The organism is Brumimicrobium oceani (assembly GCF_003143775.1).
GTDB lineage: Bacteria > Bacteroidota > Bacteroidia > Flavobacteriales_D > Crocinitomicaceae > Brumimicrobium > Brumimicrobium oceani.
The window spans coordinates 303,799-329,229 of record NZ_QFRJ01000001.1 but is presented as its reverse complement, the minus strand read 5'-3'; the positions used below and the strand labels follow the sequence as shown (position 1 = coordinate 329,229).

The following is a 25,431-nucleotide window of genomic DNA, read 5'->3' as shown; positions in this document are numbered from 1 at the left end:
ACTAAACATGGATAGTATAGATCAAAGAATCCTTGAAATTCTCCAAACGGACTGTTTAAAAACGGCAAAAGAAATGGCTTCTGAACTCTCATTAACCACAACACCGATCTACGAAAGGATAAAAAAGTTGGAAAAAGCGGGCTATATAAAAGAATATGTTGCGTTATTGGATGCTGATTTACTTGGAAAATCCATTGTAGTATTCTTAAACCTTACTGTGAAAGACCACCACGCTTCCAAACGAACGGAATTCGTTCAACAAATGGAGTCATTAGCTTCAATCACTGAATTTTATCATATTTCTGGCTCTTATGACTTTTTGGCAAAGGCTAGGTTTTCCAACATTAAAGAATACCGTGACTTCTTGGTGAATGATGTGGCTTCGATTTCTAACATTAGTGATATTGAATCTCAGATTGTGTTGGAGGAGTTGAAGTATTCTACTCGGGTGGTTATTTAGGGTGTATCTAACCGCAAAGGGCGTGTTTTTTTTACTGCAAAGATTCTGTGTTAGAAAACAAATTTTCATTAGCTTTTTTTACGTAAATTTGTTTTCATGGCAGTTTTGAGCTAGCCTATTAAGAGGGTAGGATTTTTTCATAAATCCACCCTCTGATTTTTTATACTACAGCTACTTTGTTCTCCATACCTTCTTCATATTCATTTAAATATTCTTTATCATAAGGTTTTCTCGTTTTATACAAGGCAAACACCAATTCTAGTAGCTTTCTTTGTATTACAACTCCTGCCTTCATTTTTATACCGTGTTTTGACACATGTCTACTAAAGGTTAATTTAAATCTTTCATCATGTCTTATTGCGGTCCATGCTGGAAAGTATAGTGCTTTTCTTAAATGTTTATTTCCTCTTTTCGTTATTCGAGCTTTACCATTTATTGAGGTTCCAGACTGCCTCTCTCTTACATCTAATCCAGCATAACTAACTAATTGTCTTTTATTTTTGATCAATTCAAAACCATTGGTTTCAGCTAGAATAATTGCTGCGGTTACCAAGCCTATTCCTGGTATGGTACAGATGATGCCAACTATTTCAAGAATCAAATTATCCGTCTTTATTAAATCACTTATTTCTGTTTTTATTTCTTTTTCTTGACTATTTAAAAGTTTAATTCGTTCGTTTAAACGCTCTATTGAACGCTTGTTAGGGTGAGCTTCTACTTTTTCTGCATGTAGTTGATTCTTAACCATTGTTCGTTCATGAAGTACTTGATCTCGTTCCCGAGTAAGCTGCTTCATCTCTCTATAAATTGGTTTAGGCCTATTCCAACTGTCAAGTTTTCTTTTCAACCCAAACATTGCAATAGCCCTAGAATCAGATTTATCATTTTTTGATTTTAAGTTAAACGAACGAATATAATTACTGATCTTATTGGGTAAAACTACGCTTAATTCATAACCTTTTTCATCTAGAAAGTAAGCAAAAGACTCATGATACACTCCAGTAGCTTCCATCACAAAACGAAGTTTAACAGACTCTAAAGTGTGTTTTTTAACCCAAAGCAATAATGTTTTAAAGCCATGTTCAGTATTATTAAACACCTTGTGAGCGTAGAGTTCTGGTGTAAAATCTGAATCCATTCTACCTAAACAAACCACTAGTTCCTTTTGAGAAACATCAATGCCTACTGCTTGTTTTACAATATCCATAATATGAATTTTTAATTAATATTAGAATAAGATGAATCATTTCCCTCCGTTTTTTCTCCTGATCGGTCATTCTGGATACACCACATTGCAGTATTCCTTACATTCTGTTCAAACTCTAAGAAATTGAGAAGGAATGAGGCAATTTCTTTGCGTGAACATACCTTTAAGGTTGTTTGGACACAAATTAGCTCTCATTCCTTTTCATCTTATTTATCTTCAAATATATTGAATTACAAACATAGGAGGACGCGGAGATTTCGCAGAGATTTCGCAGAGAAAACTTTTTGGTGTTATGAACGCTGAGAAAACGCGTTATGAACTTTGCGAAATCTTTGCGCCCTCCGCGGTAAACATCCACTGCGGTTAAAATTGTTAAAGCTATCTTTCTGCTGAATGCACTTTTTAAATTCATATATTTCATTATCTTAGTTTAGAGTGGACCGTTTTACGGTTTAAATATTAACCTTAATCACCTTAAATTATGTCAAAAAATGAAATAGCAACCAAAATAATCGGATGCGCAATTGAAGTCCATCGGGCTTTAGGCCCAGGATTACTAGAAAGTACTTATCAAAAATGTCTGTTTTACAAATTAAAAAAAGAAGGACTAAAAGTAGCGGAAGAAAAGCCGATCCCTCTTGTGTTTGAAGAAGTGAAACTCGATTGTGGCTACAGGATTGATTTATTAGTTGAAAACAAAGTCGTCATTGAACTTAAAAGTGTAGAGGGTTTAAATGATCTCCACATGGCGCAAACAATCACATATTTAAGGCTGGGAAATTATAAATTGGGATTATTAATCAATTTTAATGTTCTTTTATTAAAACAAGGGATACGACGTGTTGCGAATAAGCTTTAAAATTAACCGCAGAAGACGCTAAGATTTCGCGGAGAAAACTTTTTGGTGTTATGAATGCTGAGAAAACGCGTTATGAACTTTGCGAAATCTCTGCGCCCTCCGCGGTAAAAAACACCCTCAGCGGTAAAATCTACCCCAAACTCTTCTTCAAAGCCTCCAACTCCACTCCCAACCCATTAAACATCTGAATAATACTACTTAATTTCAACTCGTGTTCCTCATATTCTTGTGTATTGATGCTACACGTAAATTTCCACAATTCTAAAACTTCGGAAACAGGCACTTCGTAAGGTGGGTAACTCGGATTATCTGGCTTCAGTAAAAAAGTTTGCTTCTCCTCTACCTGGTTTTCCAGTCTTTTATACGTCATTCCGTCGTCTTTTGTGACTACAATATAGGACAGACCACTTTTTGCTTCTTTGATATTTTCCACAAATTCTGCCACTACATAAGAACCATCTTTCATCGGTAACATAGAATCTCCTTTGATGGGAAAAGCCCTGTGTTTTCCTGTAGGTAAGAATGGGAGTTTTATCTTCTCTAATTGCTCAATATATTCTGGATCGTCATATCCTAATAAATATCCGGCAGATGCTTTCGAAGAGATCACCTCGATTAAATTCTCATTGTCACTATCTACGGTAATCGGAAACAAAACCCTTTTATCTCCCACTTCTATAAATGAAACATCTTTCGCTTTTGTTAAATCATTTTTGATGATAATGTCAATTGGAATTTTAAAATAGGTCGAAAAGTCAATCAAAAACTCAATTGTGGGCGAAGATCTGTTCTCTTCATAAGAACTTATTCTTGATCTCGTTACAGATAATTCCTCCGCTAAAACCTCTTGTGTTAACTTCTTTAATCGTCTTAAATGTTTTATGTTTTTCGATAAATTATTCATAATGCTACAATATTGAGCAACAAATGTACGGATTTGTAGCTAATTTTGCACTATGAGCAAGAATATTTTACATCTCGATTTAGACACCTTCTTCGTTTCCTGCGAACGACTGATTGATAGTAAATTACAAAAAAAACCGCTATTGGTTGGTGGTACTGGAGACAGAGGTGTTGTGGCAGCTTGTAGTTATGAAACAAGAAGATTTGGTGTACATTCAGGTATGTCCATGAAGATTGCGAGAAGATTGTGTCCAGAAGCAATTATCATTCGAGGAAATACAGGTACTTATTCCAAATACTCCAATATCGTTACAGATATCATTAAGGAAAGTGTTCCTCTTTTTGAAAAAGCCAGTATTGATGAATTCTATGCAGACCTTTCTGGAATGGACGCTTTTTTTGGGAGTTACAAATACGCTTCTGAATTACGTCAGCGCATTATCAAAGAAAGTGGATTACCGATTTCATTTGGAATGTCACAAAACAAAATTGTTTCTAAAGTAGCCACTGGCGAAGCAAAACCAAACAACCAATTACTCATCAATGCAGGATTTGAAAAAGACTTCCTGGCACCTTTGTCTATTAAAAAAATACCTTCAGTGGGAACAAAAACCTACACTATTTTAAGAAATCTTGGTGTAGATAAAGTAAAAGTTGTTCAAGAAATGCCTGTCGAAATGCTGATTAGTGTTTTAGGTAAAAATGGAAAAACAATTTGGAAGCGCGCAAATGGAATCGACCATCAACCTATTGTTGCTTTCCATGAACGCAAATCCTTATCTACCGAAAGAACTTACAATAAAGACACCATTGATATGGTAAAACTAAAAACAACCATTTTCGCAATGGCAGAGAATTTAGCTTATCAATTAAGAAAAGGGAATAAACTAGCAGGAACAATTAGTGTGAAAATTAGATATTCCGATTTTAATACTTACAACAAGCAAATAAAGATTCCATACACAAGTGCCGACCATATTATTATTCCTAAGGTTTTAGAGTTGTTCAAGCAATTATATCAAAGAAGATTACTCATTCGATTGGTCGGTGTAAAGGTTTCCGACATTGTAAGTGGAAATTATCAAATCAATCTTTTTGATGATACCGAACAGATGCTCAAACTCTACAATGCCATGGATGCCGTTCGTGATAAATATGGTGAATTAAGTATTATGAGAGCATCTTCCATGGGCGCAAAAACCATCGGGAGATTTAAAAATCCATTTAATGGTGAACCGCCTTTGGTTTTAGCACACAGGAGACATTAAAAACATGTACATTAATTGTCACACATATTATTCTTTGCGTTACGGAACTTTCTCCGAAATCGAATTGCTGCATTTGGCAATCGATAATGGTATGAATTCAATTGCGCTAACCGACATCAACAATACTTCTGCTTGTATGAATTTTATACAGGAAGCAAAAAAACTGAATATAAAACCAGTAATTGGTGTCGATTTTAGAAATGGGAATAAGCAGCAATTTGTGGCACTTTCAAAAAGCAATACTGGTTTTGAAAACATCAATCGTTATTTGTCCTCTTTTTTAGAATCTAAAACAGCTATTCCTGAAAAACCAAAAAAACTAGAAGATGTTTTTATTATCTATCCCTTTGAGAAAGTTCTAGAACTCAATCTCAACACATTTTCAGAACATGAATTTATCGGTGTTTCTATTGCTGAAATAAATAAACTCCGGTTTTCCTACGTGAGAAAATTTGAAGATAAGCTAGTCATTCAGCAGCAAGTTACCATTAGAGATAAAAAGGATTTCAATGCACACCGATTACTTAGAGCAATTGACAACAATACTTTATTGAGTAAACTCCCCACTTCCGAAGAATGTTTGCAAAGCGATAAAATGCATTCTAAATCTGAACTGAAAGCGTATTTCAAAGAGTTTCCTTTTATCATTTCAAATACTGAGAAATTACTCAAGGCGTGTAATGTCTATTTTGGCTTTGATGATGAACGTGAAAATCAAAATCAAAACTTATACCTAAACAGTTTTGAAGAAGATTGCAAAATGCTGTTGGATTTGTGTGATGAAAAAATTCACGAACGTTATAAAAACCCGAGCCAAAAAGTATTGGATAGACTTCAAAAAGAATTGAAAGTCATTATCGAATTAAAATTCGTTTCCTTTTTCTTAATCAATTACGACATCATTCAATATGCAAAAAGGAACAACTTCTTCCATGTGGGAAGAGGAAGTGGCGCAAACAGTATCGTAGCTTATATTATTGGAATCACAGATGTAGACCCCGTAGAATTGGATTTATATTTCGAAAGATTCATCAATCCTTTTAGGGCTTCCCCACCCGATTTTGATATTGATTTTTCGTGGAAGGATAGAAATACCGTTACGCAATATATTTTTGATCGTTTCGACAATGTAGCGCTAATGGCGACTTACGTTACTTTTAAATACAGAGCGGTTGTGAGGGAATTGGGAAAAGTATTTGGACTACCCAAAGAAGAAATCGATAAACTGAGTAAAGGCACTAAAAAAGGTGAACTTGATGATATTTCTAAACTTGTTTTAAGATACGGAAAGTTAATTGAAGGTTTCCCCAATTATGTGAGTGTACATTCTGCCGGAGTTTTAATTTTAGACAAACCAGTTCATTACTATTCCGCCACAAGTCTTCCTCCTAAGGGTTTTCCGACGGTTCAATTCGACATGAATATTGCTGATGATGTCGGTATTTTCAAATTTGACATTTTGGGTCAGCGTGGTTTAGCGAAGATTAAAGACGCTTTAGCAATAATTAAAAAAAATAACCCGAATGCTCCAGCAATTGACATCACAGACGTTGAGCGTTTTAAAAAGGATGAAAACATCAATAATCTTTTAAAAACAGGCGGAGCAATTGGAGCTTATTATGTAGAATCTCCTGCCATGCGTGGACTAATGCAGAAACTACAAACGGAAGATTACATTGGTTTAGTCGCTGCGAGTTCTATTGTTAGACCTGGTGTTTCTGGTTCAGGAATGAAAGATGAATTTATCAAAAGGCACAGATTCCCTGAAAAAAGAAAAGAAGCCCATCCCATTTTACTGGAAATTATGCCAGAAACTTATGGTGTGATGGTATATCAAGAAGACGTGATGAAAGTAGCGAATAAGTTTGCAGATCTCACTCTAGGTGAAGCAGATGTGCTGAGGAGAGGAATGAGCGGAAAATCACGTTCTGCTGCGGAATTTAAAGCTGTGGAAGACAAATTCATTGCCAACAGCAGAAAAAAAGGCCATGACGATAAGTTGATTTTCGAAATTTGGAACCAGATCAAAAGCTTTGCAGGTTATGCGTTTGCTAAAGGTCACTCGGCATCTTATGCAGTAGAAAGCTACCAAAGTTTATTCTTAAAATGTTATTATCCTATCGAATTTATGGTAGCCGTGCTAAACAATGGCGGCGGATTTTATTCTGTTGAACATTATATTCACGAAGCTAAAATGCGTGGTGCAAAAATCGAATTGCCTTGCATTAATAACAGTGAACATGTAAATAGAGTAATCGGCAAAACCATTTACTTGGGCTTTGGCTATTTAAAGAGCTTAGAGCAACTGGTTATTCAACGGATTTTAAATGAAAGACAAGTTTATGGAAAATTCAAGTCTTTAGATGATTTTATGGACCGCGTCAGTATATCAATAGAGCAAATCACCATTTTAATTCGCATTAATGCCTTTCGTTTTGTTTCAACACCAAAAACAGAACTGCTCTGGAAAGCTACTTTTAGACTAAACGCAACAAAACAACGACAAGTTCAGGAACAGAAACAACTATTTCGTGCGCAGAATCAAGACTTTATAATTCCCCAATTGAATTCTCACTGGTTAGAGGATGTTTATGATGAAATGGAGTTGCTAGATTTTACCATTCATGATTACTTTTCTTTGACAACCGAAGAATTTAAACCCCATATAAAAGCCAAGGAAATGAATCAATATGTCAATAAAAAAGTGCTTTTATATGGGAAATTAGTAAATACCCGTTTCAACAAAACATCTCAGGGGAAATTAATGCGCTTGAGTACTTTCATTGACAAGGAAGGCAATTACTTTGATGCAGTTCATTTTACGGATGTTGTTCATCAATATCCAATCACGGGGATGGGAATTTATGGTTGTTATGGAGAAATTACAGAGCGATTTGGTTTTTGCAGTATGAAAGTGATTCAATCTAAAAAACTAAGTGTTGCAGGTGATCCGAGATTGACAAAATAAAAGCTGTTCATAAATAAATTAAAATGCCTATCCGATACTTTACCAGTAAATATATCTAACCCTAGCATAATGTGATTCAGCGGTGAACTGACAAGATCCTTTGCAAATTTCTATTTCCAACCAGTTGAAAAAAGAAATTCGCTTCAGGATGACATTAAGCTAGGTTCATATTTCAAGTGAGAGGGGAAAAGTTCCCGATAAACATTTAAATTAAACATCAATCTATACTGCATCGAAAATTAAGAGATCTTAAATCAAGACTAAAATTAAGGCTTTTTAACAACTGGTTCTCAATTGGAAACACAATCGCCATTTTAATTTTTTTTATGATTTCAAACTTTGAATAACTTTAGTAAATCCCTACCTTTATTGAAACAGATATTAACAAATAAAAAAACAAAAATTATTATGGACGAAAAATCAAAAATAATCGTAGCAGCATTAGCAGGAGCAGTTGTAGGAGCAGGAGTATCATTATTATTAGCACCAGCTAGTGGAAAAGAAACCCGTGATGCAATAGCACAAAAATTTGGTGAAGCAACAGATGCAACCAAAGAAGCATTAAACACTGCTAAAGATGCAGTAGTTGAAAAAAGTGATGAGCTTTTAAAAAAAGCACAGTTGAAATCATAAACTACATATCAGAATTATTAACTACTAAAGAAAATCATGGGAAATAAAACCACTGAAGAAGGATTGCAAGAAGCCAAAAAGTTATTAGAATCTAGTTGGGCCCTAATTAAGGTCAGAGGAATCAAAAAAGTTACAGCTGTTTTAGCAAACGCTACTTACGGATTTCTTAAAATCATTTTAATGATGATGGGATTAGCATTCTTTGGTTTCGCTTTAGCAATCTACTTAGGTGGTGTACTAGAAAGTTATGCATTAGGCTTCTTAATTGTGGGAGCCATCCCTTTTCTGGCTATTCTCTTGATGCGTATTTTTAACAAACATACCCTTCATTATTTATTAAACATTTTCACACGTATAATGACAAAGAAACTATGAAAACAATTCAAACCTACGAGGATTTACTTTTAGAAGAACAGCGCATTGAAGCGGAAGTTCTTCTGGCCAAAGCATCTCTTGATACCAACATAAAATCTTACTTAAAACCGAGTAATCTATTTAGTTTCTTGGAGAAAAAAGTAGAGAAAGAAGTTGATCAAGGATTTTCGGGCGATTTTGAACTAAAAAAGTATCTCGTGAGTTTATCATTAGATTTTTTATACAATCAAGTGTCAGAAAAATTACTTACAAACAAAGACGAAATAAAAGAGGGTATGGATTGGAAACTTATTGTTAAAAGTTACGCTGACCAATTATACATTGGCAACAAGGTAGTAATAACTGATGCTGTTTCTGATTTTATAGATCAAAACATAGAAAAATTGAAGAAGTAGACTAATACTTCTTCAAACAAAAAAGGCGCAATTTAATTGCGCCTTTTTTGTTTGTATATAATAACCTTTAAAACTAGTCTGCTAACTTACCATATAAATCATAATGATCTGCTGCAGTAATTAAAATCGGTGAAAAATCGCCAATTCTAACATAGTTATCTTTTGCTTTAATCAAAACCTCATTATCTACCTCTGGAGAGTCAAATTCTGTTCTCCCTATAAAATACTCGCCTTCCGCCCTATCAAATAGAACTTTTCTTACTTGACCAATGTGCTTTTGATTTAAATCATAGCTAATTCCAGATTGTAGTTCCATAATCGCATCAGCACGTTCACGCTTCAAAGCTGCAGGCACATCGTCTTCAAAATTGTGAGCGTGAGTGTTCTCCTCATGCGAATAAGTAAAGATACCTAAACGTTCAAACCTTGATTTCTCAACCCAATCATACATTTCTTGAAAATCTGCCTCTGTTTCACCAGGGTACCCAGCAATCAAAGTAGTTCTTATTGCTATACCAGGAACTCTGTCTCGAATATCAGCGATTAGCTGCTCTGTTTTTTGACGCGTTGTTCCCCTTCTCATGGCTTTCAACATTCTTGTTGAACCATGTTGCAATGGCATATCCAAGTAATTGCATACGTTACTTCTATTTTTCATTACATCTAACACATCCATTGGGAAACCTGTTGGGAATGCATAATGCAATTTAATCCATTCTATTCCTTCCACATCAGCTAAACGGTCTACCAATTCTGCTAAAGCGCGTTTCTTATATAAATCTAATCCATAATATGTTAAATCTTGAGCAATCAACATCAATTCTTTAACCCCTTTTACTGCTAAGCCTTCTGCTTGCTTCACTAAATCTTCAATAGGTGTAGACTTGTGTCCACCACGCATAATCGGAATAGCACAGAAAGAACAAGGTCGATCACATCCCTCTGCAATTTTAAAATATGCATAATGAGAAGGTGTTGTTAGCAGTCGCTCTCCAACCAATTCATGTTTGTAATCCGCTTTTAATGTTTTCAACATACGTGGCAATTCACGTGTACCAAAATAAGCGTCTACCTCTGGAATTTCTTGCTCCAAATCTTCTTTATATCTCTGAGACAAGCATCCTGTTACGTAAACCTTATCAACTTGCCCTTCCTTTTTTGCTTGTGCATAGCGTAAAATAGTATCAATAGATTCTTGCTTTGCATTATCTATAAATCCACATGTATTGATGATTACAATTTCAGAATCATCTTGTTTTGCTTCATGTTCTACCTCGAATTTATTAGCTTTCAACTGTGCCATTAACACTTCTGAGTCATATATATTCTTTGAACACCCTAAAGTGACAACGTTCACTTTGTTTTTCTTCAGCGTTTTTGTCTTCATGCTGCAAAGTTACAGCTTAAAAAAGATTTACAAGCACTCACTCATAAAAAGAATGGGCAGTGCACAGGATTTGATTAAAAAAATTTAGAACAGGGGATAATTCGACAGTGATTCAAACAAATTTTTATCTTTGTTCATCTTGCAGACTTAAGCAAATCTGAAATGTTTAAACTATGACCAAAATTAAAGCTTTTAAAGCCATACGCCCAGTTCGAAGTAAAGCTCACTTAGTGGCTTCTCGAGCAGTATCAACCTATAAACATTCGATTCTAGAAGCCAAATTAGAATCTAATCCATTCTCTTTTATTCATATTATTCATCCCGAATTTTTTGAAAACGATAATACCAGAACTTTACCCAACACGCCAGAGCGTTTTTTAAAGGTCAAAGACAAGTATGAAGAATTTTCCGCAAGAGGAATATTGAAACAAGATGAAGAGAAAGCCTTATATGTATACCGGCAATCCACACCCAACCACTCCTATTTAGGCGTAATTGGTGGGGCTAGTGTTCAAGAATACAAAGAAAATAAGATCAAGAAACATGAGGCTACTCTTGCTTCACGCGAGGCCATGTTTACGAATTATTTAGATATCGTAGGTTTTAATGCAGAACCCGTTTTGTTAAGTCACAAGAAGAGCGAAGAACTAGATTTAGTACTGGCAGAAATCACTAAAAAACGTCCTGAATATGAATTTGCTACAACGGATGAATCCACCCATGAATTATGGATAACAACAGCAGAGGAACTATTGCAAATTCAGGAAGCCTATGATAAAATAGAAACTTGTTATATTGCCGATGGACATCACAGATCTGCATCATCTGTTAGATTACATGATTTAATTGCAGCAAAGGGAGATTATCATGCCGATAAAAATTACACTTCTTTCCTGAGCTTTTTTATCGATGAAGAACGTTTAAATATAATGCCTTTTAACCGTTTGTGCAATACCTTGAACGGACATTCAAAAAGTAGCCTTTTGGATCTGGTGGAAACGCACTTCGAAGTTGAAGAGCTTAAAAGACCAAAACCTCCAGAACAATTGCATGACATTCACATGTTTATTGACAGAACTTGGTTTAGACTGAGATTAAGAGTTGACAAACACAGTAAATTAGATGCTGTAAGTAGTATAGACGCTGAAATACTAACGAGATACATCCTCTCCCCTGTACTTGGAATACATGACTTAACAACGGATGAAAATATATCTTTTCAAAGTGGTGAAGACGGAATCTTAGCCATAGAACATTCTGTAAATTCTGGTGTTAATCAGGTAGGTTTTCTGCTCTATCCTGTAACCATGGAACAACTAAAAGCAGTTGCCGATGAAAACGCCATTATGCCGCCAAAGTCTACCTACATTGAGCCAAAAATGCGCAGTGGATTAACAATTTATAAAATAGACGAATGATTTCAGAAAACTTATCAAAAATAAAGGCTAATCTACCATCAGAAGTTACCTTAGTTGCTGTATCAAAAACAAAACCAAACGAAGATATACTAGAGGCCTACAAAAGCGGACAACGCATATTTGGAGAAAACCGTGTGCAAGAGTTGGTGGATAAATATGAATCATTGCCAAAGGATATTGAATGGCATATGATTGGAAATTTACAAACCAAAAAAGTAAAATATATAGCGCCTTTCGTATCCTTAATTCACGGTGTTGATACTTTTAAATTGCTCAAAGAAATTAATAAACGTGCCAAAAGTGAAGGGCGTATTATTGATGTTCTAATTCAGTTTCATATTGCTCAGGAGGACTCTAAATCAGGTTTCACATTTGATGAGGCTAAAGAAATGTTTGAAGATCGAGAATTTGTAGAGCTAGAAAATATTAATGTTCGAGGTGTTATGGGAATGGCTACATTTACGGATAACAAAGAAACCGTGCAGGATGAGTTCAGAACACTCAATAATTATTTCGAAGTTTTCAGAAGTCACTACTTTAAATTTAATGATAGTTTCTCTGTAATTTCCATGGGAATGAGTGGAGATTATGAAATAGCTATTGGAGAAGGAAGCAACATGGTGCGTATTGGAAGCACTATTTTTGGTGCGAGAAATAAATAAAAGCGCTGTTCTTAAATCTTACGAAAATAGAACATCGTTACTTGTTAAACATTCAAATACCTATGTCAAAATTGAAAGTCTTATTTATACTCCTGTTTCTACCCTTGACAATCTCTACTTTTGCTCAGAGTGATTATTACAAAGCTATTGAAAAAGACAGATTACAATTTGAACAAAAGTTATTGCAAACAGATTCAGTGCTAAACGCCGAAGAAAGAGAAGCTATTCAATCACTCAATCATTTTCCTATCGATTCCTCCTGGGTTATTACAGCACAATTTACAAAGGACAAGGGCAGATCATTCAACATGCCAACAACAACAAGCCGAACACCAAGATATAAACGCATTGGTTATCTTCATTTTGCACACAATACTGAGAAATTCAAATTAGCGGTATACAAAAATCTAGGTTTGAAAGGTTCAGAATATAAAAACTATGTATTCGTTCCTTTCGTCGATAAAAATGCGCCAAACTTGACTTACGGAGGAGGGAGATATTTGGATTTGGAAATGTCTATTAAAGACAAGGTTGTAATCGTTGATTTCAACAAAGCTTATAATCCATACTGTGTCTATTCATATAGATATTCATGTCCTATTACACCGAAAGAAAATCATGTTGATGTAAAAATTAATGCAGGGATTATGAATCCTGATAAAAATATCCCGTAGGCATGCCCAAATTGGGCAAGCCTACGGGATATTTGGCCATGCCAAACGGGATAATTTTTATTCACATTCCAATTTATAGTCCCAATCAAAATCTTTAAATGTAATTCTAGATTCGAACCAAATTGTTTTGGCGTTTACTTCCAAAGTGTCATTTTGAATAAACTGAATTTGTTGAACAGCTTTTGTAAGCATTAAATCGCTTTTAGAAAAATCAACTCTTCCAGTCGCTTTCATCGCATTCGTAATTTCTTGCTGATCTTTGGTCGCCAATCCCCTAGCTTTACATTGCGTGTAATTTGATTTATCGATAAAAACAAGAGATGAATCTTTTGGCAACCGTATCATTTCACCCCAACCTTCCAAATGCTCGTACCTTTTTGGCTTCTCTTCCTTTTTCAATGGGTGAACTACGGTTATATAGCTATCTTCATATAATGAAAACTGTAAACGTTGATGAATAGAATCATTGTTTTCAACAATATAAACCTTTGGAAATTTATCTTTTAAACTATTGGAGAAATCAACATCAGCATTCACCAAAAATCTGTAAATATTGTCTTTATTCAAACCCAATTGATTCAAAGACTGAATTTGATTTTCTGGAAAGACAATTATTTTGTCCTGAATTGAATTTTTCACCCTGTTGGTAGGTGTCCATGAACAACCTCTATCCTTAAATAAAATACTAACGAATATTGTTCCAATAAGGAATCCTATCAAATAATACCTAAGCCTTTTCCAAATCCCTTGCATAATAAAATCTTTTAAAGTGCAAAAATAGGAGGATACTTACATTCCCATTAATAAAAGCTCGATTTCTTTGTAATTAAGATCAAAGATTTTACCCAAGACCTCGCTAGTTAAAGTCCCCTTGTACATATATACACCACTTCTAAAACCGTGATCTCTCTTTATCAATTCTTTATCGCCTCCTTTTTCACCCATTTTAATTAATACAGGAGCAAAAATATTTGAGATAGCGAAAGATGCAGTTCGTGAAACGCGTGAGGCAATATTAGGTACACAATAATGAGTCACGCCATATTTATCAAATGTTGGAGATTCATGATTTGTTAATTCTGAAGTTTCAAAACAACCTCCTTGATCAATACTTACATCTATAATTACAGACCCAGTTTTCATATTTCCAACCATTTCTTCAGAAACGATACAAGGAGTTTTACCAAAAGGAGACCTCACCGCACCAATAACTACATCAGCCCTCATCAAGGCCTTACTCAATACTTTTGGTTGAATTATAGAAGTGTAAATTCTTTGGCCAACAGATGACTGAAGTCTTCTTAATTTCCCTAAGGAATTATCAAAAACCTTAACAGAGCAACCTAGTCCCATTGCAGAGCGAGCAGCAAATTCCCCCACTGTACCTGCGCCTAAAATAACTACCTCAGTTGGCTGAACTCCAGCGATGCCCCCTAGCATAACACCTTTTCCATTTTTAAAAGCGTTAAGTAGTTCGGCAGCGATATGAATTGAAGTATTCCCAGCAATTTCACCCATGGCACTTACAACAGGAAAATGACCTTCATCGTCTCTCATATAATCCCAAGCAATGGCCGTAATTTTCTTTTGCATCATTTTCTGCAAAATCTGTTTTGGCTGCATGCTAATTTGAAGAGCGGAAATCAAGGTTTGTCCCATACCCATCATTTCCACTTCTTCCTCAATAGGAGGTGAAACTTTAAATACAATATCACATTGAAATACCTCGTTTCTGTCATAAACTATTTCAGCGCCAGCCTCGGAGTATGCACGATCAGAAAAATTAGCATTTTCTCCTGCTTTTGTTTCAATCTTAATATCATGACCGTTGGCCACCAATAAGGAAACAGCCTCCGGAACTAAGGCTACTCTCCGTTCTTGAAATGAATCTTCTCGGGGTATTCCGATTTTTAAACTGCCTTTTTTGCGAGCAATTTCCAACATTTCTTCTTGAGGAAGCAATCTACCTTCTTTCAATAAGCTCTTTAAAATTTCTGGATCTGTTTTCATATCTCTACTTCAATCACTCGACCTTCACGATCATTTTTCGTCATATTAACCCATACGCAATCTTCGGGTAAAAGGTTCAAAATATTTTCCGCCCATTCAATCAGAACGATGCTATCTCCATAAATATACTCTTCAATTCCTATATCGTAGGCTTCATTTTCATCCTCAATTCGATATAAATCAAAATGATAAACTGAGCCATAAAAAGGACTATTATACTCGTTAACATAGCCATAAGTAGGAGAACTTACTTGATCTACAATCCCCATTGCTTTAGCAAGATATGAAATAAAAGTGGTTTTTCCGACCCCCATACTCCCTTTAAAAGCAAAGCACTTATGTTCCTTTGTTAATTCTAGAAACTCAGTGCTTATATTTATTAAATCTTCTTCGGTTCTGGCATAAAACTTCATAAACGGAGGTATTTTATAAAAAAAGAATACGAAGGTACTAAATTTGTCCCTTCGCATTTCAATTGTAATTCCTATTTTTTACCCCTCATTTCAACAAAAGGGATTAAAATCTCCTCTAAAGAAATTCCACCGTGCTGAAAAGTATCGTTATAATACTTAGAATAGTGATTATAATTATTGGGATAAACAAAGAAATCGTTGTTTCTGCTAAAGACATAGGTATCAGAAATATTGTCTTTAGGCAAATAGGCCTCGTCTGGATCTTTAACCTCAAAAACCTCCTTTTCCTTGTAATTTAAATTCTTCCCAATTTTGTAACGCAAATTGGTATTCGTTTCTCTTGGACCTACTATTTTAACCGCGTTATTCACCTTAATTGTTCCGTGGTCTGTAGTTAAAATAACTTTTGCTCCCGTTTTCGCAATTTCTTTCATTATATCTTGTAATGGCGAATGATCAAACCAACTCGATGTCAACGAACGATATGCAGCTTCATCATCAGCCAACTCCCGAATAACTTTCATATCCGTTCTGGCATGTGAAAGCATATCAACAAAATTGTAAACAATCACATTAAGATCATTATTTTTTAATTGATTAAAGTTTTCATAAAGTTTTTTACCTGCTTCAAGGTTAGTTATCTTCCTGTACCCCAGTTTAACATCACTTCCAAGTCGTTGTAATTGCTTAGTTAATAACTCCTCTTCGTTTCCATTCTTACTTCCTTCTTCATCTTCCCCAACCCATAAATCTGGATGTTTCTTTTTGATTTCTCCAGGCATTAAACCAGCAAAAAATGCATTTCTAGCATACTGGGTAGCTGTGGGTAAAATAGAATAAACAATATCCTCTTTCTCAAAAGAAAAATACTTACTTAATGCAGGACGTAAAACTTGGTATTGATCATAGCGTAAATTATCCACTACTAATAAATAGACTGGCTCTTTTAAATGTGGTGCCACTCTGTCCTTAAACAAAGTGTGTAGCATTTGCGGTCCTTGTTCTACTCCATTTAACCAATCCAGATAATTCTCCTCGATGAACCTCGAAAATGAAGAATTGGCTTCTTTCAGCTGCATATCGAAAACCTCCTGCATTCCTTGGTCTTCCATTTTTGAAAATTCCAAATCCCAATTCACCAACTTCTTGTACATTGCACTCCATTCTTCGGCATCCATTCGGTCGCCTAAATCCATTCCAATCTGCCTAAACTCTCTTTGATAGTTGGTATTCAACTTTTCTGAAACTAATTTACTTTGATCAAGATTTCTCTTTAAACTCAATAAAATTTGATTGGGGTTTACAGGTTTAATCAAATAATCAGCAATCTTGCCTCCTATTGCCTCTTCCATAATGCTTTCCTCCTCACTTTTCGTGATCATCACTACAGGAACCAAAGGTCTAAGCTCTTTAATTCTCGCTAAAGCGTCTAATCCTGAAATTCCAGGCATATTTTCATCTAGAAAAACGATATCGTATGCTGTTTCCTCGCATTTTTCTATTGCTTCACCCCCGCTATGAACGGCTTCCACCTCATACCCTTTCTGTGTTAAAAAAATAATATGTGGTTTTAATAAGTCGATTTCGTCATCTGCCCAAAGAATTTTCACTTGCATTGTCTGATTATTTTTAAATTTACATGATATTATAAAAGTAAAGATTTGCGTCCAAACCTCAACATAAATAACAAGAAGAAAATTATAAACGACCCTGTGTACGGTTTTATTTCCCTTCCTAAGGATATAATTTTCGATTTAATAGAACATCCTTTTTATCAAAGGTTAAGAAGAATTAAGCAATTAGGAATGTCTCACTTGGTCTATCCTGGGGCGCTTCACACCCGCTTTCATCATGCACTAGGTGCTACACACCTAATGACTAAGGCGATACATGCCTTGCGTTATAAAGGTGTGGATGTTTCAGAAGAAGAAGAAACTGCAGTACTTATAGCTATTCTATTGCACGATATTGGACATGGCCCTTTCAGCCACACCCTAGAACGAGATATTGTAAAAAGTGTAAGTCATGAAGAGATTTCTCTATTGTTCATGCAAAGATTAACCAAAGAGTTTGATGGTAAACTTGACTTAGCCATAGAAATATTTGAGGACAAATATCATAAATCATTTCTTCACCAACTAGTTTCTAGCCAATTAGATATGGATAGAATGGATTATCTTAATCGAGACAGTTTTTATACTGGTGTGTCCGAAGGAGTAATTGGGAGTGATAGAATAATCGCGATGTTAGATGTTGTAAATAATCAATTGGTTGTAGAACAAAAGGGAGTTTATTCAATAGAGAAGTTTTTGGTTGCTCGCCGATTAATGTATTGGCAAGTTTACATGCACAAAACCGTAGTTTCTTCAGAAGTTATGTTAACACACTTGTTGCGTCGGGCCAAGCAACTAGTACAATTTGGAAAAGAGCTATTTGCAAGCCCTGCCTTTAAACTATTTCTAGAAAGAGATATAGAATTATCCGACTTTCACTCAGATAAAAATCTATTGAATCAGTTTGCTTTGTTAGATGATTTCGATATCATGGGAGCTGTAAAAGTATGGCAGCTTAATGAGGATAGAGTAATTGCCCTGTTAGCCAAGCAGCTCATTAACCGAAAGCTATTTAAAATTGAGATTTCAACAACTCCTTTTACAGAGGATAGAATTCAATATGAAAAGGAGCAAGTGAAGAATACCTTTGGTCTTGATCAAGAGGACACGAACTATTTTATACATACTGATATTTTAAGAAACAATGCCTACAACGAACAAAAGGAGAATATTAATCTTCTAATGAAAGATGGAAGCGTTAAAGATGTAAGTCAGGCAGCGGATAACCTAAACATTCATGCGCTCTCAGAACCGGTAGAAAAGTATTTTTTATGCTACCCTTCTCACAAAACAATTTAGAAATAAAATACTGGTCAAATTCCACCATTAAAGTGGAATTGTGGAAAAATAAAGCGAATCAAGAGGGTTTGAACAAACTCTTTTTATATTTTTGAAGAATGGAATTTTCAGCAGAACAAATTGCAGGTATCTTAGATGGTGAGGTTCAAGGTGATGAACACGTTAAGGTATCCGGTCTTTCTAAAATAGAGGAAGGTCAACCCAACACATTAACATTCTTATCAAATATGAAGTACGAACCTCATATTTACGAAACGAAAGCTTCAATTGCAATTGTTGCTAAATCTTTTAATCCATCAAAAGAATTACCTAGCTCACTAACTTTAGTTAAGGTAGAAGACCCTTACAGTTGCTTTGCAAAACTTTTGGAGGTTTATGATCAAATGAATCAAAAAAAACCACAAATTGAGAGAAATGCCTTCGTTTCCGAATCAGCAAAAATAGGACAAGACTGTTACATAGGTGCTAATGCCTACATTGGAGAAAATGCTGTGATTGGAGATAATGTAAAAATATATCCCAATACTTACGTTGGTGACAATGTGAAAATTGGAGATTCAACAACACTTCACCCTAACGTTTCCATTTATCATGACTGCGTGGTGGGAAAATCCTGTTTAGTTCATGCGGGCGCAGTAATTGGGTCTGATGGTTTTGGGTTCGCTCCAAATGAAAAAGGTGAGTTTCAAAAAGTTCCTCAAATTGGAAATGTTATACTTGAAGATCACGTTGATGTTGGAGCAAATGCAACCATTGATCGTGCTACCTTAGGCTCAACCATTTTACGACGCGGTGTTAAAATTGATAATTTAGTACAGGTCGCGCACAACGTAGAAATTGGATTAAACTCTGCTATGGCAGCGCAAGCTGGAGTAGCTGGCTCTACAAAAATTGGCCAGAATGTTTTAATTGGCGGGCAAGTTGGAATTAGTGGACACATTAAAATTGCAGATAGAACACAAATTGTTGCACAATCAGGAATTCCTGGCAGTGTCAAAAAACCAGATACCGTTTTAATGGGATCTCCTGGAATCCCAATGGATGATTTTAAAAGATCTTTTGTTGGGTTTAGAAGATTACCATCTATATTGAAACGTTTACAAGAAATTGAAGAAAAACTTAAATAAAATCTACCGAAATCGGTTATTAATTAGGCTATGATTGAAAATCAAAGAACATTAAAAAGCGCTATAAAGCTTATCGGAGTAGGACTACACACCGGTGAAAAAGTAACTATTGAATTGTGCCCCGCACCAGATAATCACGGATACAAATTTCAACGAACAGATATTGAAGGAGAACCAATTATTGAGGCTGATGCAGATTTAGTTGTTTCTACTGAAAGAGGAACTACCTTAGAAAAAAACGGAGCCAAAGTATACACAACCGAGCATGTTTTGGCAGCACTTTATGGAATGCAAGTAGATAATGCTTTGATTAAGATTTCCGGTCCAGAAATTCCAATTATGGATGGTAGTTCATATCCTTTTGTTCAAGCCATCGAATCTGTTGGTTATGAAGAACAAAAGGCAGTGAGAGAATATTTGGAATTAGATGAAGTTATTCCATGGGAGGATGTGGATAAAGGAATCGAATTTTTAGCTGTACCCGATAGTGTTTACAGGCTAACTGTAATGGTTGATTACAACTCTCCTGTTTTAGGTACTCAGCATGCCACAATTTATAAAATAGAAGAGTTTAAAGAGCAGATTTCTACCTGTAAAACTTTTGTTTTTCTTAAAGAACTGGAGTTTTTAGCTAAAAACGGCTTGATTAAAGGTGGAGACATTGATAATGCAATCATTTTGGTAGAACGTGAAGACGTTAGTCAAGAAGAGTTAGATAGGCTAGCCAAATTACTTGGAAAAGAAGGATTAGAGGTAAAGTACAAAGGAATTGGAACCTTGAATAACTACCAAATGAAATTTCAAAATGAACCCGCACGTCATAAGTTATTAGACATTGTGGGTGATTTAGCTTTGGTAGGTAAACCCATTAAAGCGCATATTTTAGCCGCTAGACCAGGTCACTCTGGAAACACACGTTTTGCAAAAGTTCTGAAAGAACAAATCAAAAAGCAGAAAAATGCTCCTCGTAAATTTGATCTAGAAAAAGACCCACTTTACGATATTAATGACATAGAGAAAATGCTTCCACACCGTTACCCATTCTTATTGGTGGATAAGGTAATGGAAATTACAGAAGATACTATCGTTGGAGTAAAGAACATTACAATGAACGAGCCTCAATTTACAGGTCACTTTCCAGGAAATCCAATTTTCCCAGGTGTTCTGCAAGTAGAAGCCATGGCACAATGCGGAGGAATTTTTGCACTCAGTAAAGTAGACGAGCCACACCTCTACTCTACTTACTTTATGAAAATAGATAATGTAAAATTCAAGCAGAAAGTTATTCCCGGTGATACAATTGTTTTTGAATTAAAATTATTATCTCCTATGCGTCGTGGTTTAGTTAATATGGGCGGAAAAGGTTATATTAACGGAAAATTAGCGGTTGAAGCCGAAATGTTGGCTCAAGTAATTAAAGATAAAGTAGAAAATGATCAGTAATCTATCGTCTGTATCCTCTGAAGCTAAAATCGGAACCGATGTTACAGTTGAGGCTTTTACCTCTATATACGAAGATGTAACAATCGGAGACGGTTGTCATATCGGACCAAATGTTACCATTTATCCTGGTACTCGAATTGGAAATAACTGTAGAATATATCCAGGCGCCGTAATTGGCGCTGTTCCCCAAGATTTAAAATTTGGAGGGGAATATACTACTGTAGAAATAGGAAATAATACAGTGATTCGAGAGTGTGTTACCATTCACAGAGGAACAACAGATAAAATGAAAACTTCTGTTGGTGACAATTGTCTTTTGATGGGTTATGTTCATGTGGCTCATGATTGTACTTTAGGTAACAACGTAATTTTAGCAAATTATGTGGGCTTATCAGGTCATGTCACCATAGATGACTATGCGATTATTGAAGGTAAGGCCGCAGCCCAGCAATTTGTTCATATTGGAGCTCACTCCTTCATTGCAGGAGCTAGTTTAATCCGTAAAAATGTACCGCCATTTGTACGCGCAGCCCGCGAACCATTGAGCTACGCTGGTATTAATGCTGTAGGATTACGCCGAAGGAATTTTTCTGACAGTGAAATTAAGGTGATTGAAGATATTTACCGAATTCTATTCGTACAGAACAATAATATCACCAACGGCCTTCAATGCCTTGAAACTGAAATTGCAGACCACGAGCTAAAAAAACTCGTTGTAGACTTTGTAAAAAATAGTGAAAAAGGAATTATTAGAGGATTGATGTAGTCCCTCTTAATCCCTTTAGATATTTACATATAAAATTTATTCTCATTGATTAAACGTGGAGAAACAATAGAGCTTGTTATTGAAGACATGGCATTTGGTGGAAAAGGTATTGCTCGTATTCATGACGAAAACGGAGCCTTTGTTCTTTTTGTACAAAATGCGTTTCCTGGTCAAAAAGTATTGGCTAGAATCGTAAAGAAAAGAAAGAAACATGCAGAGTGTAGCTTGTTAAAAGTACTGGAAAGATCTCCGCAAGAAATACCTTCTGAATATCAAGAAATTAGCGGAGGTCCTTACATTCACGTACCTCCAATTATTCAGGAAGAACAAAAGAAGAAGGTAACCTTAGAGGTATACCGTCGTTTAGGAAATCTTCAGAATATAGAGGAACTCTTTGATGAATTTATCCCCTCTCCCGAGCACTACCATTATAGAAATAAAATGGAGTATTCATTCTCTAGAATTGAACATGATATAGATAGCGATGAGGAAATTGATGATGCATTTGCATTAGGATTTAAGCACCGCGGAACATGGTGGAAAGTGGAAAGCCTAAACAAAGCTTCTGGATTATTTGATGCACAATGGGAAAACTTTTTAAAAGAATTTAGAAGCTTTTTATTCGAAACAGGACTACCTGCTTGGCATCCTCCAAGAAAAGATGGTTTTTTCCGACACATCGTTGTGCGAAAATCTTTTTACGAAGATAAACTGCTGATTAATCTTGTTACTTCTTCTGAAGGAATTGAAGATTTCGATTTAGAGGCGGTAGCCAATTTCCTAAAGGATAAAATGGGAGATAGAATCGCAGGCTTCCAGCACACCATTAACGATAATGTTGCAGATCGTGCAAAAATTGAAAACGGTGATTGTATTTTAGCATTTGGTAAAGACCATGTGATCGAAGAACTTAATGGATTATTTTTTGAAATAAGTATGGAGAGTTTCTTCCAAACAAATCCAAAGAGCGCCGAACGACTCTACAATAAAGCCTTAGATTATGTTTTTGAAGGTGATCGATCGCTAAAAGGAAAGGTCGTTATGGACTTATTTTGTGGTACTGGAACTATTGGTCAATTGCTAACACAAAGAACAGACGACACTAAAATTATTGGTGTAGATATAGTAGCAGAAGCAATTGCAGATGCAAAAAGAAATGCAAAAAGAAATAACATCACTGGTGTAGAATTTTTTGCTGCGGATGTAGGGAAGTTTCTCAAAGCATATCCACATTACGAGGGTAAAATAGATACAATTGTTTTAGACCCTCCTAGAGCTGGAATTGCACCAAAAACACTATTGAAAGTAATTCAATTGGGAGCCCAAAGAATTGTTTACATCTCTTGTAATCCTTCAACCCAAGCACGAGATATTAAAACACTTGAAGAACATGGCTATACAACGAAAAAGATTAGTCTAGTGGATCAATTTCCACACACAAGCCATATTGAAGCGATTGGATTGTTTGAAAAATAAAACTCAGATGAGAAGAATATTTTTGATAAAAGCTACTCCGAAAAGAGTGGCTTTTTTCTTGTTTAAAATTATTGATTTTCTTTCCAGTCCTCAATTAAGGAATTAAAAAGTGCTTTGTTTTTTGCAATAAAAGTTTCTCCATCCGCTACCAAAGCCTGTATATTTTTTGGAGTGGCGTTATCCATTTGTGGCTTTGCCGTTAAAATTTCTGGCTGAAATCTGTAATAAATAAGGTGATTATTATTCTCCGCTACAGATTTCAAAGAGCTATCAACAGCATCAACAGCTCTTTCCATCTCGTCATACATATCCCCTTTTAATTGTCCCGTACCAAAACTCAGCAACAAGTAGGTCTCATTTGGAAAATAAGTCTTGGCATGTTCAAATGCGATTTGGGCTGGATTTTTGGCAGCCATAATTCCATCAATCAACTCAAATTCTTTGATTTTTACTGGAGGAAAATACCCTGGAACTGCACTACATGCAGCAAGTGCTGTACTCAGTGAAACTGAAGAAAACAATCCATTGTCTCGACCAAACACAAAGGGAAGATTTGTGTTTTTATCATAACTCACAAATGCATAATTGATATCTAAATCAGAAAGTAAAATATCTTTAAATCGTCTTTTAAGAACTAGTCTTAAGCCTTCCGATTTTTCACTAGACGGATTGGATAAATTGAATAATTGTGGACCTCTTAATGTATATAGTGCTAACAAATCATCAACTGAGTATAGATTTTTATTATTTTCCTTAACGATTAAACCTGCTGAAATAATTGCGCCTGTAGACGTTCCAGCGATTAAATCAATATTACTACAAAGATTTTCTCCAAGATTATTTTGCTTAATTAGAGCATCGATATGATTCAGAACCATTAGCGGTAATACACCCCTAATACCTCCTCCATCAATAGAAATAATGACTTTTAGTTTTCTCTTTTTCATTTGCATTTTAGTAAGATAAACAAAAGATCATCGTATTCCTAAAAATTCCTAGTTTTAGGTTTTATCACCTTACACGTAATCTTCTGCCAATTTTAAGGGTTGTTGTTGGCCTAATGTTATTTAACCTACACAGTTGACTAATGGTTGTTTTATTGCGTCTAGCAATATGCCCCAAAGTATCTCCACTTTTTATACGGTAATAGGGTTCAGCAACCCTCGCCGATGACGCCGCCATTGTATGTCCGGCAGAGGCCGATAAATTGTGATTGATATAACTTGGTGATGCTCCGGGTCTAAATAATCCATTGTGAACAAAGAGGTTTTCGTCTCTTACTTTTTTATTTTTGAAATCAATAATCTCTTCGGGATTCATAGGGGCGTCATAAAATCGAACTTCAAAGTGAAGGTGAGAACCATAGGAATTCCCTGTGTTTCCTCCCAGTCCTATTAAATCGCCTGCTTTCACAAATTGATTAGGTACTACACTCATTTCCGATAAATGAGCATAAAAAGTTTCCAAACCATTAAAGTGTCTAATAATAACAAGATTTCCGAATCCAGATTTATTCATTTTGGCATACCTGACTTTTCCATCGAAAGCAGCAACTACTGAATCACCTGTGGAAAGATCTATGTCAATTCCATTGTGGTAACGACCTCGTCGATAACCATATCTTGAGGTAACTTTTCCATCAAAAGGCATTACAAAATCTGAATAAATAGAATCTGTTACACACAACCACAATGTGTCTTTCATTAGGGATAAATCGTTTGATTTATTAGAAGAGTAGCATAATTCACTATCCCAAGGCCATTGATAATTTAAAAGAGAATCATTTGAAAAATAATTGTGGATAAAATCATTTAATACCCCATCAAATTCTAAATCGTCTAGGTATTCCCATGTGTGATTTTCATAAATTAAAATTTTTCCGTTTGGAGAATCAATAGTGTCTTTCACTGACTGAGCAGTTAAGGTATTTACGAATGTAAAAAAAACACTTAATATTACTAGGTACCTCATTAATGCGTTTGAATACTCAATCATATTACTTGACTGAAATTAGTGAGGCAAATTTAGAATTAAAAACAATTCTTTTTTTTACGCAATGTTAAAAGTTGTAAACA

Annotated in this window: 24 protein-coding genes; 15 read left to right on the top strand and 9 right to left on the bottom strand. The window is 35.3% G+C overall.

Going from position 1 to position 25,431, the window contains the following annotated elements; translation table 11 throughout:
- Positions 1-7 precede the first annotated feature (7 nt).
- Positions 8-460 carry an Lrp/AsnC family transcriptional regulator gene (locus DIT68_RS01450; RefSeq protein ID WP_109358031.1) on the top strand — a complete coding sequence of 151 codons (453 nt, stop codon included), beginning with the start codon at positions 8-10 and terminating at the stop codon, positions 458-460.
- A gap of 160 nt (positions 461-620) precedes the next feature.
- On the opposite strand, the gene DIT68_RS01445 is transcribed toward DIT68_RS01450, so the two are convergent.
- On the bottom strand, positions 621-1,667 hold the full coding sequence (locus DIT68_RS01445; protein WP_109358030.1) for an IS110 family RNA-guided transposase: 1,047 nt from the start codon (positions 1,665-1,667) through the stop codon (positions 621-623).
- Between the two features lie 481 nt (positions 1,668-2,148).
- On the opposite strand from DIT68_RS01445, the gene DIT68_RS01440 reads away from it, so the two are divergent.
- Positions 2,149-2,526, top strand: coding sequence for a GxxExxY protein (locus DIT68_RS01440; RefSeq protein ID WP_109358029.1), 378 nt, complete (start codon positions 2,149-2,151; stop codon positions 2,524-2,526).
- 130 nt (positions 2,527-2,656) lie between these two features.
- On the opposite strand, the gene DIT68_RS01435 is transcribed toward DIT68_RS01440, so the two are convergent.
- Positions 2,657-3,430: an XRE family transcriptional regulator gene (locus DIT68_RS01435; RefSeq protein ID WP_109358028.1), complete on the bottom strand. Its 774-nt coding sequence runs from the start codon at positions 3,428-3,430 to the stop codon at positions 2,657-2,659.
- 52 nt (positions 3,431-3,482) lie between these two features.
- Here DIT68_RS01435 and dinB point away from each other — a divergent pair, with 52 nt between their 5' ends.
- From dinB to DIT68_RS01410, 5 genes are all read left to right on the top strand, one after another.
- Positions 3,483-4,697, top strand: a complete 1,215-nt coding sequence (gene dinB, locus DIT68_RS01430) for a DNA polymerase IV (RefSeq protein ID WP_109358027.1) — start codon at positions 3,483-3,485, stop codon at positions 4,695-4,697.
- A 4-nt stretch (positions 4,698-4,701) separates the two neighbouring features.
- A complete protein-coding gene (locus DIT68_RS01425) occupies positions 4,702-7,665 on the top strand; it encodes a DNA polymerase III subunit alpha (RefSeq protein WP_109358026.1) in 2,964 nt (987 codons plus the stop codon).
- 369 nt (positions 7,666-8,034) lie between these two features.
- Positions 8,035-8,298: a YtxH domain-containing protein gene (locus DIT68_RS01420; protein ID WP_109358025.1), complete on the top strand. Its 264-nt coding sequence runs from the start codon at positions 8,035-8,037 to the stop codon at positions 8,296-8,298.
- A gap of 36 nt (positions 8,299-8,334) precedes the next feature.
- On the top strand, positions 8,335-8,673 hold the full coding sequence (locus DIT68_RS01415) for a hypothetical protein (RefSeq protein WP_109358024.1): 339 nt from the start codon (positions 8,335-8,337) through the stop codon (positions 8,671-8,673).
- Positions 8,670-9,068, top strand: coding sequence for a hypothetical protein (locus tag DIT68_RS01410; protein WP_109358023.1), 399 nt, complete (start codon positions 8,670-8,672; stop codon positions 9,066-9,068). The genes DIT68_RS01415 and DIT68_RS01410 overlap by 4 nt, the downstream gene beginning before the upstream one ends.
- 73 nt (positions 9,069-9,141) lie before the next feature.
- Here DIT68_RS01410 and rimO read toward each other — a convergent pair whose 3' ends face one another.
- Positions 9,142-10,455, bottom strand: a complete 1,314-nt coding sequence (rimO, locus tag DIT68_RS01405) for a 30S ribosomal protein S12 methylthiotransferase RimO (protein WP_109358022.1) — start codon at positions 10,453-10,455, stop codon at positions 9,142-9,144.
- Positions 10,456-10,628: 173 nt separating this feature from the next.
- Between rimO and DIT68_RS01400 the strand changes: the two genes are divergently transcribed.
- The 3 genes from DIT68_RS01400 to DIT68_RS01390 all read left to right on the top strand — a co-directional run bounded on the left by DIT68_RS01400 (position 10,629) and on the right by DIT68_RS01390 (position 13,209).
- Positions 10,629-11,873 (top strand): DUF1015 domain-containing protein, encoded by a 1,245-nt coding sequence (locus DIT68_RS01400; protein WP_109358021.1) that lies wholly within the window; start codon positions 10,629-10,631, stop codon positions 11,871-11,873.
- Positions 11,870-12,535 carry a YggS family pyridoxal phosphate-dependent enzyme gene (locus tag DIT68_RS01395; protein WP_109358020.1) on the top strand — a complete coding sequence of 222 codons (666 nt, stop codon included), beginning with the start codon at positions 11,870-11,872 and terminating at the stop codon, positions 12,533-12,535. The genes DIT68_RS01400 and DIT68_RS01395 overlap by 4 nt, the downstream gene beginning before the upstream one ends.
- Positions 12,536-12,597: 62 nt before the next feature.
- A complete protein-coding gene (locus DIT68_RS01390) occupies positions 12,598-13,209 on the top strand; it encodes a DUF1684 domain-containing protein (protein WP_109358019.1) in 612 nt (203 codons plus the stop codon).
- A 57-nt stretch (positions 13,210-13,266) separates the two neighbouring features.
- On the opposite strand, the gene DIT68_RS01385 is transcribed toward DIT68_RS01390, so the two are convergent.
- The 4 genes from DIT68_RS01385 to porX all read right to left on the bottom strand — a co-directional run bounded on the left by DIT68_RS01385 (position 13,267) and on the right by porX (position 17,248).
- Positions 13,267-13,962 (bottom strand): hypothetical protein, encoded by a 696-nt coding sequence (locus DIT68_RS01385; RefSeq protein ID WP_109358018.1) that lies wholly within the window; start codon positions 13,960-13,962, stop codon positions 13,267-13,269.
- 36 nt (positions 13,963-13,998) lie between these two features.
- Positions 13,999-15,219 (bottom strand): alanine dehydrogenase, encoded by a 1,221-nt coding sequence (locus DIT68_RS01380; RefSeq protein ID WP_109358017.1) that lies wholly within the window; start codon positions 15,217-15,219, stop codon positions 13,999-14,001.
- Positions 15,216-15,632: a tRNA (adenosine(37)-N6)-threonylcarbamoyltransferase complex ATPase subunit type 1 TsaE gene (tsaE, locus tag DIT68_RS01375; RefSeq protein ID WP_109358016.1), complete on the bottom strand. Its 417-nt coding sequence runs from the start codon at positions 15,630-15,632 to the stop codon at positions 15,216-15,218. Before tsaE ends, DIT68_RS01380 begins: the two co-directional genes overlap by 4 nt.
- A 71-nt stretch (positions 15,633-15,703) precedes the next feature.
- On the bottom strand, positions 15,704-17,248 hold the full coding sequence (gene porX / locus DIT68_RS01370; RefSeq protein WP_109358015.1) for a T9SS response regulator signal transducer PorX: 1,545 nt from the start codon (positions 17,246-17,248) through the stop codon (positions 15,704-15,706).
- A gap of 45 nt (positions 17,249-17,293) precedes the next feature.
- On the opposite strand from porX, the gene DIT68_RS01365 reads away from it, so the two are divergent.
- The 5 genes from DIT68_RS01365 (at position 17,294) to rlmD (ending at position 23,356) form a co-directional block, all read left to right on the top strand.
- Positions 17,294-18,544 carry an HD domain-containing protein gene (locus tag DIT68_RS01365; RefSeq protein WP_109358014.1) on the top strand — a complete coding sequence of 417 codons (1,251 nt, stop codon included), beginning with the start codon at positions 17,294-17,296 and terminating at the stop codon, positions 18,542-18,544.
- A gap of 98 nt (positions 18,545-18,642) precedes the next feature.
- Complete coding sequence (gene lpxD, locus DIT68_RS01360; protein ID WP_109358013.1) at positions 18,643-19,671, top strand: UDP-3-O-(3-hydroxymyristoyl)glucosamine N-acyltransferase; 1,029 nt, start codon at positions 18,643-18,645, stop codon at positions 19,669-19,671.
- 30 nt (positions 19,672-19,701) lie between these two features.
- Complete coding sequence (locus DIT68_RS01355; RefSeq protein WP_109358012.1) at positions 19,702-21,114, top strand: bifunctional UDP-3-O-[3-hydroxymyristoyl] N-acetylglucosamine deacetylase/3-hydroxyacyl-ACP dehydratase; 1,413 nt, start codon at positions 19,702-19,704, stop codon at positions 21,112-21,114.
- Positions 21,104-21,880: an acyl-ACP--UDP-N-acetylglucosamine O-acyltransferase gene (lpxA, locus tag DIT68_RS01350; RefSeq protein WP_109358011.1), complete on the top strand. Its 777-nt coding sequence runs from the start codon at positions 21,104-21,106 to the stop codon at positions 21,878-21,880. The genes DIT68_RS01355 and lpxA overlap by 11 nt, the downstream gene beginning before the upstream one ends.
- Positions 21,881-21,925: 45 nt before the next feature.
- Positions 21,926-23,356: a 23S rRNA (uracil(1939)-C(5))-methyltransferase RlmD gene (gene rlmD / locus DIT68_RS01345; protein WP_233244130.1), complete on the top strand. Its 1,431-nt coding sequence runs from the start codon at positions 21,926-21,928 to the stop codon at positions 23,354-23,356.
- A gap of 68 nt (positions 23,357-23,424) precedes the next feature.
- Here rlmD and DIT68_RS01340 read toward each other — a convergent pair whose 3' ends face one another.
- The gene (locus DIT68_RS01340; protein WP_158276086.1) at positions 23,425-24,303 is read right to left on the bottom strand and encodes a patatin-like phospholipase family protein; all 879 of its coding nucleotides are present in this window, start codon (positions 24,301-24,303) and stop codon (positions 23,425-23,427) included.
- Between the two features lie 64 nt (positions 24,304-24,367).
- Positions 24,368-25,327 (bottom strand): peptidoglycan DD-metalloendopeptidase family protein, encoded by a 960-nt coding sequence (locus DIT68_RS01335; RefSeq protein WP_158276085.1) that lies wholly within the window; start codon positions 25,325-25,327, stop codon positions 24,368-24,370.
- Positions 25,328-25,431: the final 104 nt, after the last annotated feature.